At 59.3% G+C, this 9,966-nt stretch carries 9 protein-coding genes; 1 reads left to right on the top strand and 8 read right to left on the bottom strand.

Annotated features, from left to right (window positions below; all coding sequences use genetic code 11):
• Positions 1-93: 93 nt before the first annotated feature.
• The 5 genes from pgl to glpX form a co-directional block, all read right to left on the bottom strand.
• Positions 94-831 (bottom strand): 6-phosphogluconolactonase, encoded by a 738-nt coding sequence (gene pgl / locus KBZ15_RS11565; protein WP_255015370.1) that lies wholly within the window; start codon positions 829-831, stop codon positions 94-96.
• A gap of 35 nt (positions 832-866) precedes the next feature.
• A complete protein-coding gene (gene gndA / locus KBZ15_RS11560; RefSeq protein ID WP_255015369.1) occupies positions 867-2,285 on the bottom strand; it encodes an NADP-dependent phosphogluconate dehydrogenase in 1,419 nt (472 codons plus the stop codon).
• A 132-nt stretch (positions 2,286-2,417) separates the two neighbouring features.
• Positions 2,418-3,713, bottom strand: a complete 1,296-nt coding sequence (locus tag KBZ15_RS11555; protein ID WP_255015368.1) for a glucose-1-phosphate adenylyltransferase — start codon at positions 3,711-3,713, stop codon at positions 2,418-2,420.
• A 136-nt stretch (positions 3,714-3,849) separates the two neighbouring features.
• Positions 3,850-5,160: a glutamyl-tRNA reductase gene (locus KBZ15_RS11550; RefSeq protein WP_254931754.1), complete on the bottom strand. Its 1,311-nt coding sequence runs from the start codon at positions 5,158-5,160 to the stop codon at positions 3,850-3,852.
• Between the two features lie 34 nt (positions 5,161-5,194).
• Entirely contained in the window at positions 5,195-6,199 is a 1,005-nt protein-coding gene (gene glpX, locus KBZ15_RS11545) for a class II fructose-bisphosphatase (protein ID WP_255015367.1), read from the bottom strand.
• A 172-nt stretch (positions 6,200-6,371) separates the two neighbouring features.
• On the opposite strand from glpX, the gene rpe reads away from it, so the two are divergent.
• Positions 6,372-7,055, top strand: a complete 684-nt coding sequence (gene rpe / locus KBZ15_RS11540; RefSeq protein WP_255015366.1) for a ribulose-phosphate 3-epimerase — start codon at positions 6,372-6,374, stop codon at positions 7,053-7,055.
• Positions 7,056-7,077: 22 nt separating this feature from the next.
• Here the strand turns inward: rpe and ccsB are convergent, their stop codons facing one another.
• The 3 genes from ccsB to lptB form a co-directional block, all read right to left on the bottom strand.
• The gene (ccsB, locus tag KBZ15_RS11535; protein WP_255015365.1) at positions 7,078-8,010 is read right to left on the bottom strand and encodes a c-type cytochrome biogenesis protein CcsB; all 933 of its coding nucleotides are present in this window, start codon (positions 8,008-8,010) and stop codon (positions 7,078-7,080) included.
• Positions 8,011-8,194: 184 nt separating this feature from the next.
• Complete coding sequence (locus tag KBZ15_RS11530) at positions 8,195-9,382, bottom strand: LptF/LptG family permease (RefSeq protein WP_255015364.1); 1,188 nt, start codon at positions 9,380-9,382, stop codon at positions 8,195-8,197.
• Positions 9,379-9,966, bottom strand: a 588-nt coding sequence (gene lptB / locus KBZ15_RS11525) for an LPS export ABC transporter ATP-binding protein (RefSeq protein WP_255015363.1), incomplete at its 5' end; no start/stop codon positions are given. The genes KBZ15_RS11530 and lptB, both read right to left, overlap by 4 nt.

Raw genomic sequence — 9,966 nt, 5'->3', positions numbered from 1 at the left:
GGCCTATGCGGCAGCTTCCCTGGCTGCGACCACCCATCACCGTGTCATTGAGGGCATGCCATCCGCTAAAGCCATCCCCGCTGGCGATGGGTATCACGGCTCCAGGCCAGCAGCCGCTGCCCGGTCAGCCAGGATCAGCACTTCGCCGCTGGGGTGCACGAGCTTTGCGGGCGTACGCTCCGGGGCCTCCAGTGGATCGAGTAAACGCCTGAGCGCCTCCACCTTGCCGCTGCCGCTCACTAGGAATATCACCTGTCGAGCCGCCGAGAGGGTCGGCGCGGTGAGGGTTACCCGCGGCAGACCCTTGCCCTCCCCGAGGGTCACATAGCGATCCACCACGAGGGGAGCGGCTGTTCCCGGAAACAAAGAAGCTGTGTGGCCATCGTCGCCGAGGCCCAGGAGCACCAAATCCAGGGCTGGCGGCTCGCCCCCACAGAGATGGTGCAGCAGCTCTGCGTAGGCATGAGCGCCCTGCTCCGGGGTTGGCAGGTCAGTTGGCACAGCATGCAGGCAGGCATGGCTGCCGGGTTCGGCCGCCATCAGGGTTTCTCGCACCATGCGGGCGTTGCTGGAGGGATCGTCCGCTGGAACCCAGCGCTCATCACCCAACAACACATCCACCCGCCCCCAGGGCAGATGCTGCTGGGCCAGATGGCAATAGGCAGCTCGGGGCGTACCACCCCCCGCCAGGGCGATCTGGGCCCGATCCCGCTGCGCCAGCACCAAATCCAACGCCGAGCCGATCGTCTGGGCCGTGCGACGGGCCAGATCTTCAGCCGAGTCGGCCACCACCACCCGATAGCTCGGTGGCGGGGCGGGCGAGGAGGTCATGGGCAAAAGGGCAAGGGGGGATGGGAAGCAGTCATTCAGTCAAGCCATTCGGTGTGGAAGCTGCCTGGCTTGTCGGTCCGCTCATAGGTGTGGGAGCCGAAGCAGTCCCGCATCGCCTGCACCAGGTTCTGGGGGAGGCGGCCGCTGCGGTAGCTGTCGATGTAGTCGAGGGTGCTGCTCAGGCAGGGCACGGGTATGCCCGCCAGGGCCGCACCGGCCACCACCTGGCGCAGGCCGGGCAGTCGCCTGTTGATTTGCTCGGCAAACCAGGGATCAAGCACCAGGTTCGCCAGGGTGGGGTTGGCGCTGTAGGCATTTTGAATGCGTTGCAGCAATCGGGCCCGAATGATGCAACCTCCCTTCCAGATCTGGCCGATCGCCGAGAAATTGAGGTTGTAATCGTGCAGCTTTGAAGCTTCCTGCAGCAGGGCCATGCCCTGGCCGTAGCTGACGATGCAGGCTGCGATGCAGGCATCCCGCAGGGGGGCCATACCATCGGCCGGCTCGCCGAGGGAAAAGGAATGGGCTGGGGGCGCGGGCAGCAGGGCTCCAGCGGCCAGCCGTTCGGGGCGCAGGGAGCTCAACACCCTGGCATTGAGAGCTGCGTAGATCGTCGGTACGGGCACCCCCATCTCCAGGGCGCTGACCACGGTCCAAAGGCCCGTGCCTTTCTGGCCGGCCGCATCCACGATCGCCTCGACCAGATCTGCGCCGGTCTCCGGATCCTTGGTGCGCAGGCACACTTCGGTGATCTCCACCAGGAAGGAGGCGAGTTCTTCGGTTTCATTCCAGCCAGCCAACACATCGGCCATCTGGTCGCCGTTCATGCCGGCGATCCGCTTCATCAAGTCGTAGGCCTCAGCCAGGATCTGCTCGATGGCGTATTCAATGCCGTTGTGAACGGTCTTGACGAAATGGCCGGCACCGCCGGGGCCGATATAGGTGACACAGGGCCCATCACTTACCTGGGCGGCCATCTTGCGCACCAGGGGTTCAATGGCGTCGTAGGCGGCCTTGGTGCCCCCGGGCATCATGCTTGGCCCTTCCAGGGCCCCTTTGGCTCCGCCGGATACACCCATGCCGATGTAGCCGAAGCTTTTGCGTTCCAGCTCCGCCACCCGACGATCCGTATCGGCATAGAGGGAATTGCCACCGTCGATCAGCAGGTCCCCTTCTTCCAGGAAGGGGGAGATCGCATCAATGGTGTCGTCAACGGGCTGGCCGGCCTTGACCATCATCAGGATCCGCCGCGGGCGCTCCAGTGCCGCCACGAAATCCTGAAGGGTCGCTGCGCCGACGATGTCCTTGCCGGCTCCTCGACCGGCCAGGAACTCTTCCGTTTTGGCGTAGGTGCGGTTGTAGACGACCGAGGAGTAACCGTTGCGCTCGGCATTGAGCACCAGGTTTTCACCCATTACCCCGAGCCCGATCAGGCCGAAATGCGCCTTGCCCATGGCTGAAACTGAAACCGTTTGCGCCTCAGTGTGGCTAGGGGCGGCCTGGGGCCTGAGGAACCGTCACAACTTGGTGGCAACCTTGTCAGCAACCCCTGGCATGGGCCCGGATCGGCTTACTGGGATTGGGCCCTAGATGACGGTGCCATCGGCAATTGAGCCATTTTTCTCAACCACCACGATGCCGTTGCGGATGTAGAAGCTGTGCTCCGGCCGATCGGCCTCCTCCAGGTGGTCCTTGTTGACGATCGTCACGTTGTTGCCGATGCGCACGTTCTTGTCGAGGATGGCCCGCTTCACCGTGGTGCCCTTGCCCACCCCCACGGGTATCCCTCCCTGTTGACGCAAGGCGAGCCGTTGCTCAGCGGATTCGAAATAGTCCGCTCCCAGCAACAGGGTGTCTTGAAGCACCACCTCGTCCTCTACCCGGGAGCGAACACCCAGCACGCAGTGGTGAATACTGCAGGCCTTAAGCAGGGAACCCTCGCCGATGATCGAGGCAGTTACTTGGGCATCCTGGAGCTTGCTGGGTGGTAGGTAGCGGGGGCGTGTGTAAATCGGGAACTGCTCATCGTAGAAGGAAAATGCCGGGTTGGGCTGGTCGGTGAGGGCAAGATTGGCCTCATAAAAGGCACCGATAGTACCAATATCTTCCCAGTAGTCATCAAACAGATAGCTCTGGAGCCGGTCGCCACGCTTTAACGAAGACGGAATAATTTCCTTGCCAAAATCCGTCGAGGAAGGATGCTTATTCAACAGGTCAAACATCGTCTCGCGGCTGAACACATAAATACCCATCGAGGCCAGATAGGGCCTCTTGAGCGCCTCCTCGGCGGAGAGGCCCAGGGCCTGGGTATCAACTCGCATCTGGGCCAGGTCTTCACCCTTTGGCTTTTCCCTGAATTCCTGGATGCGTCCATCAGCGCTAGTGCGCATCAACCCGAATCCTTCTGCCTGGGCGGCATCCACTGGCAAAGCTCCCACGGTCAGCTGGGCGCCGGTATCTATATGGTGCTGGACGAAGCGGCCGTAGTCCATCCGGTAGAGCTGGTCCCCAGAGAGGATCAGGTAATGGTCCACGTCCCATTCATGGAAGAGGGACTGGTACTTCCTGACGGCATCGGCGGTGCCTTCAAACCAGCTGGGGCTATCCGGGGTTTGTTGGGCCGCCAGAACTTCAACAAACCCCTGGCCGAACCCGGCCGAAAGGTTGTAGCTCATCGTCAGGTGACGGTTGAGCGAGGCGCTGTTGAACTGGGTTAACACATAAATTTTATTAATTTCTGAGTTAATGCAATTGCTGATGGGAATATCGATCAGTCGATACTTACCTGCCAGCGGCACGGCTGGCTTGGCGCGCATTTTGGTGAGCGGAAAGAGGCGGGTTCCAGCGCCGCCACCGAGAATGATCGCCAGTACACGCTTCATAAACCTTGCTGCCGGCGGGTCTTGGGGCTGACCGTACTGGAGCAGCTGGCCCGAGGGCGAGCCTTTTGGTCAGCGGTGGCACGAACTGTTGCAGAGGCGACCGAACCAGCCAAGCCGGCAGGGGAAACGGCCCAGCTCAGGGCTCGGGGGGATGGTCATTGAGCTCAAAGAGCTCGCGCAGCACCCGCATCGCACTGTGCCGTTGCTGACGCGGCTGGGGCGCCCTCAGGTTGGTCACCGGGGTATGGAGGATCTTGTTGATGATTCCCTTGCTCAAAGCCTCCACCACCTTGCGTTCCCGCACCGAAAGGTCTGGGCCCATGCGGCTCAGGGCTTTCTGAAGTTCCTGCTCGCGGATGTCCTCCAGCTGGCGTCTCAGCCGGTTCACAACGGGCACCGCCTCCAGGCCATCCCACCATTCCAGAAACAGCTTGGCCTCCTGCTCCAGCAGTACCTCTGCTTCAGCGGCCATCTCCCTGCGGGCTTCCTGGTTGCGGTTGACAACCTCCTGCAGATCATCCACGTCAAAGGACTGGACGCCCGCCAGTGCCGAGGTGTCAGCGGCGATGTTGCGGGGCACACCGATGTCGATCAGCATCAAGCTGGATCGTCTATTCAGGCCGCCAAGCCTGGCCGCCGAGATGATCGGGGTTTCGGCCGCGGTGCTTGTGAACACAAGTGAACAGGTGCTTAGGCAGTGATCCAGGTCATCGAGGGGCCGGCATTGAACAGGCAGGGCCGGGAGATCAGCGGCCAGTAGCTCAGCCCTGGCGACCGTGCGGTTGAGTAGGACCACCCCACGGCAACCCTTGGCCTGGAGGTGCTGGAGCAACAGGCGAGCCATCCGGCCAGCTCCCACCACCGCCACCTGCTCCTGGTCCAGGGGCACAAGTTCATCGATACCGCGGGCCTGGCCAAGCTTGAGTTGGGCAAGTTCCACCGCTGCGGAGCTGATCGACACCGCTCCGGTGCCCAGGTTTGTTTCCGTGCGAACCCGTTTGCCACTGCTCACCGCCTGATTCAGCAGGCGATTGAGAATGGGGCCAACGGAATGGTGCTCCTGGCCCAGGCGCACCATCTTCTTTACCTGGGCAAGGATCTGGCCTTCACCCAGCACGAGGGAGTCCAGTCCCGCCGAGACCCGCAACAGGTGGGCGATCGCCTCCTCGTGATGGAAGGTGAAGAGGTGGGGAACGAGCTGGTCAACGGCCAAGCCCGAGTGCTGGCTCAGGAACGAACCGATCGAGGCGATGCCCTGCTCGGGGTTCCTGAGCAGGGTGTAGATCTCCAGCCGGTTGCAGGTGCTGAGGATTGAGGCCTCAAGCACCTGGTCGTCAGCCTTGAGCAGTTGGAGCGAAGCCTCCATGCTCTGCTCCGGGATGCTGAGACGCTCCCGGATCTCCACTGGGGCCGTGCGATGACTGAGGCCTACGACGGCAATGTGCATGAAGGCTGGCGGCTGTGCTCGGTTGGCGTAGGTGTCAGCTCAGGGCGATGTTTGTGGCACCTGGCTTGATGTGGATGGTGTTGGTGAAGCGGGCGGAGTTGTCGAGGGTGCTGATCACCAGGGAGCTGGTGCGGGTGCAGTCCTTCTCAAACTTAACGCCATGGAAGAGCAGGCCGTCAGTGATGCCACTTCCGGCAAACACGACGTTTTCCCCGGAAGCCAGTTCCTCGGCTTCATAGATTTTATCGACATCCGTGATCCCCATTTCATTGAGGCGGGCGATATTGCCCTCCTTGGTGTAATCGGCCCATTCAGAGGTTTGGGCGATGGCGGGGTCATAGACCAGCTGACCCTGGAAGTGGCCACCGAGGGCCCGCATGGCCGCCGCAGAAATTACGCCTTCGGGAGCTGCCCCAATGCCCATCAGGCAGTGGGTACCGGTGCCGGCGAAGCCACAGGCAATGGCGGCCTGCACGTCCCCATCGGAGATCGGCTGCACCCGGGCACCGGTGGACCTGATCTCGGCAATCAGGTCCTTGTGGCGGGCCCTTTCCATCACCACGATCGTGAGCTCGCTGGCGGCCAGACCGAGGCACTGGCTGAGGATGGCGATGTTCTCAGTAGCAGACTTGCGGATATCAACTTTGCCCTTGGCTGCCGGAGGAGCTGCCAATTTCTTCATGTAAAAGTCAGGGGCATTGAAAAGCCCACCCCGATCGGAGGCCGCCAGCACAGCCATCGATCCCCGCTGGCTGTTGGCGCAAAGATTGGTGCCCTCACAGGGATCCACCGCAAAGTCGACCCCAGGACCAGTGCCGCTGCCGACCTCCTCACCGATGTAGAGCATGGGGGCCTCATCGCGCTCTCCCTCGCCGATGACGATACGGCCCTGCATTTGGATCTGGCCCATGCGCGTGCGCATGGCCTCCACAGCAGCAGCATCGGCTTCATCTTTCTTGCCCAAGCCGGTCAGTTCGGCTGAGGCGATGGCAGCTTGCTCAACGACCTCGAGAATTTCCTGGATGAGGGTGCGATCCACGGTGATCCGGCAGGGGAATGGGCTTCAGGGAGTGGCTAGGGCCAGGCAGGAGAGGGGAGCAGAGTCCTGCTGCTGCCGGGCCTTTCAGTCTTGAAGCGGCCGCAACTGTATCAGTGCCGATGGCCCTCCCAGCAACTACCTACAATCAAACCCGCCTTCCAGTCACTCCAGCATGAGCACCAAGCCCCTGGTGATCTCTCCATCGATCCTCTCCGCCGATTTCTCCCGTCTTGGCGAAGACGTGCGTGCCGTCGACGAGGCAGGCGCTGACTGGATTCACGTTGACGTAATGGATGGCCGCTTCGTGCCCAACATCACGATCGGACCCCTGATCGTGAAGGCCCTGCGTCCGGTTACCAGCAAGACCCTCGACGTGCACCTGATGATCGTGGAGCCGGAGAACTACGTCGCCGACTTCGCCAATGCCGGCGCCGACATCATTTCCGTGCAGGTGGAAGCCTGTCCCCACCTGCACCGCAACCTGGCCCAGATCAAGGATCTCGGCAAACTGGCCGGGGCCGTGCTCAACCCCAGCACACCCCTGGACAGCCTCGAGTATTGCCTGGAGCTGTGTGATCTGGTGTTGATCATGAGCGTCAACCCGGGCTTTGGCGGTCAGAGCTTCATCGAGAACCAGGTTCAGAAAATCCGCTCCCTACGCCGGATGTGCGATGAACGGGGTCTGGACCCCTGGATCGAGGTGGATGGGGGCATCAAAGCGGAAAATGCCTGGAAGGTGATCGAGGCCGGGGCCAACGCGATCGTGAGCGGTTCGGGGATCTTCAACCAGCCAGACTATGGGGCTGCTATTACCGGCATTCGCAACAGCAAGCGCCCCAGCGCCGTAGCCGCCTAGGAGGCATGGCTGCTAGCAGCTCTTAACTGTCAAAAAACCAACCGTAGCTGTGCAGACCGATACCTAATAGGTTGACGCCGATATAGCAAACTGCAATCACCACCAGGCCTGCTGCTGCAACTAGCGCAGGCTTGCGGCCCTGCCAGCCGCGAATCAGGCGGGTGTGGAGGTAGGCCGCGTATACGAGCCAGCAAATCAGGGCCCAGGTTTCTTTGGGATCCCAACTCCACCAGCTACCCCATGCCTCATTTGCCCACACCGCCCCACTTACCAGCCCAACTGAAAGCAACAGGAACCCAACGGTGATAGTGCGGTAACTTAGTGAATCAAGTTGCTCAACTACTGGCATGGACACGCTGCTTAGCTGTAGTGGAGCCACCACTACACCACTGCCGTCGGCTGCTGTGACCAGCGTGGCCTTGCGATAGCCGCCGCTGCCAATCGAACTACTTCGCAGCTCGAGACTGTTTCCACGATCTGTGAAGAGCACCGCCAGCGACAACAGGGATCCCACCAGCAAAGCCGCGTAGCTGACCATGATCACGCTGACGTGCATGACCAACCAGCTGGATCGCAGCGCCGGCACCAACGGAGAGGCCTCCTGCAGCCGATCCGGCAGGGCAAAACTGGCAAAAGCCACACAGCCAAGGGCCATTGGGGTCGCTGCGGCAGGCACCAAAGGGGAAGGCCAGTTTCGTTCCACAAGTAGCTGGGTCAGGGTGCAGGCCCAGGCCAGAAAACAGAGGGACTCATAGAGGTTGCTGATTGGGAAATGGCCCGAATCCCACCAACGCAGCACCAGTTGGGCCGTCAAGCAGAGGTTGGCTGCAGCCACGAGCAGGCGGACCGCCTTGCTGGAGTGGCCACCGCTCAAGGCCCAGAAGGCCAGGGGCAATACCAACAGCAACATGGCAAAGGCTGCAAGGCCTAGGGCAATTACAGGATCCGGCAGCATTAGCGATATTTCAGCGTTCTGACAGCTTAATTGAAACCAGGACCAGCTAGAGGCAATTGGCTCATACAATAATTAAAAAAAGATGCCATATTGCATGATGCCTAAGAAAGTCACGGTGAGGGCTTAGGCGTCAACCGCGCAGCGAGATCGAAAAACCCGAAGACAGGTAGACAATACTTGATGCCTATCGACTGGAGCGATATAGAATAAATGATCCCGTGCCCAGCCCTAATAAAACAGGTGACCACGCAGCAACAAATGGGGGCAAAAAGCCGTTGACGCCGATCATACTGAAGATATAGGCACCGAGGTAGTAAACAAAAAGGAAAATCACCGTCATACCAAAGCCCTTGCTGCTGCTCTGCCGAGAAGTTGGTCGGCTGCCAAGGGTGGAGCCCAGAAAGCCAAAAACGAGACAGACGGCGGGGAAAGAAAATTTCTCCTGGATTCGCACCTGGAATTTGCGAGCCCGCTTTGTCTGTCCAGACTCCCTGAGCAGGCGCTCTGCAGTCATTGCTTGACCGACGGTGAGGGTATTGGAGAAAACATCAAAATCCTTAGGTAGCTTCGCGGCTTGGATAGGCTCCATGCCGAGCTTAAAAACATATTTCTCAAAAGCTCCTGTTGTTAACTGCTTATCCTTACCTGAGGGCAATACAGATATAACTCCATCCCTGAATTCCCAGCTGCCCTCGCTCTCAAGCCAACTTCCCGATTGGGCCTGCAGTAAAATTTGACGGTTGGTATCAGCAAAATCGAGAACGGTAATCCCAAACATGTTTCCTTCCTTGTACTCCCGGGCAGCAAAAAAGGTAGTGAGCCCCCTAGAGGTCGGAGCCTCACCATTTTTGATCTCTCCAAACTTAGAGTAAGTTATATTTTCAGCAGACTGGCCAATGATGGCCCTACCAAGGGAGCGGTCAAGCAGGGCCTTGGACTGGTACATAGTATTGGGTACAACCCACTCATTAAATGTCAAGGTCAAAAGCATCATGACTAATGCCAACGAAACCCCAGGCACCACCATGCGCCATTCCGATACCCCAACACTTCGCAAAGCGGTGAGCTCACTAGTTGAAGCTAGTTTGCCATAGCTAAGCAGGGCGGCCATTAAAGTAGCCATCGGAAAAGAAATAACCATAAAAGACGGAAGCTGGAGCAAAAGTATCTTTACGACATCACTAAGCGGTACTGAGGTTTCCGAAATGCGACGTAGAATCTCAAAAACAGCGCCCACCGAGAAACTTACGGCAGTGAATGCGCCGATACCAAACAATAGGGGGGGGATAAGTTCGGACAGAATCCACCGATCCAATATGGGGAACCTTGCCCATTGACGGCTAATTATTTTTGGAATGGGGGGAATCTTCAAATTTTAAAATCCTCACCTAGGTAGTGGCGGCGCACAAGGGGATCAGCCGCAATGGAGTGGGATGTGCCGGAAGCTAATATACGACCCTCAGAAAGAATATAGGCGCGATCAGTAATCGCCAAGGTTTCTCTGACATTATGATCGGTAATCAGCAATCCCATCCCACGAGAGCGCAACTGCTGAATTAAGCTTTGCAGATCTCCAACAGCAATCGGATCAACCCCAGCGAAGGGTTCATCCAACAGTAGGTAGCGCGGGCCCTCCTCCCCGACTGCTAGAGCTCGGGCAACCTCACAGCGTCGGCGCTCGCCACCTGACAATTGATAGCCGAGTCGATTTTGGAATTCGGTAAGATGAAAATCTTGGATCAATGAGTCGATTCGATCCCTTCTCTGGCGGCGCGGTGCTCCACTTTCCTGCAGGGCTAGATTTAAATTTTCTCGAACTGTTAACTGTCTGAAAACGCTCGGTTCCTGAGGTAGGTAACCAATCCCCAGCTGGGCGCGCCTAGGCATCGGTAGATGGGCGATCGATTTGCCATTCATCAACACCTTGCCACTATCAGGACGCAGCAAACCCGTAAC

The sequence above is a fragment of the Cyanobium sp. BA20m-p-22 genome (assembly GCF_024346275.1).
In the GTDB taxonomy this organism is placed as follows: domain Bacteria; phylum Cyanobacteriota; class Cyanobacteriia; order PCC-6307; family Cyanobiaceae; genus Cyanobium_A.
The sequence above is the reverse complement of the archived record's forward strand: the minus strand, read 5'-3'. Positions and strand labels throughout refer to the sequence as shown.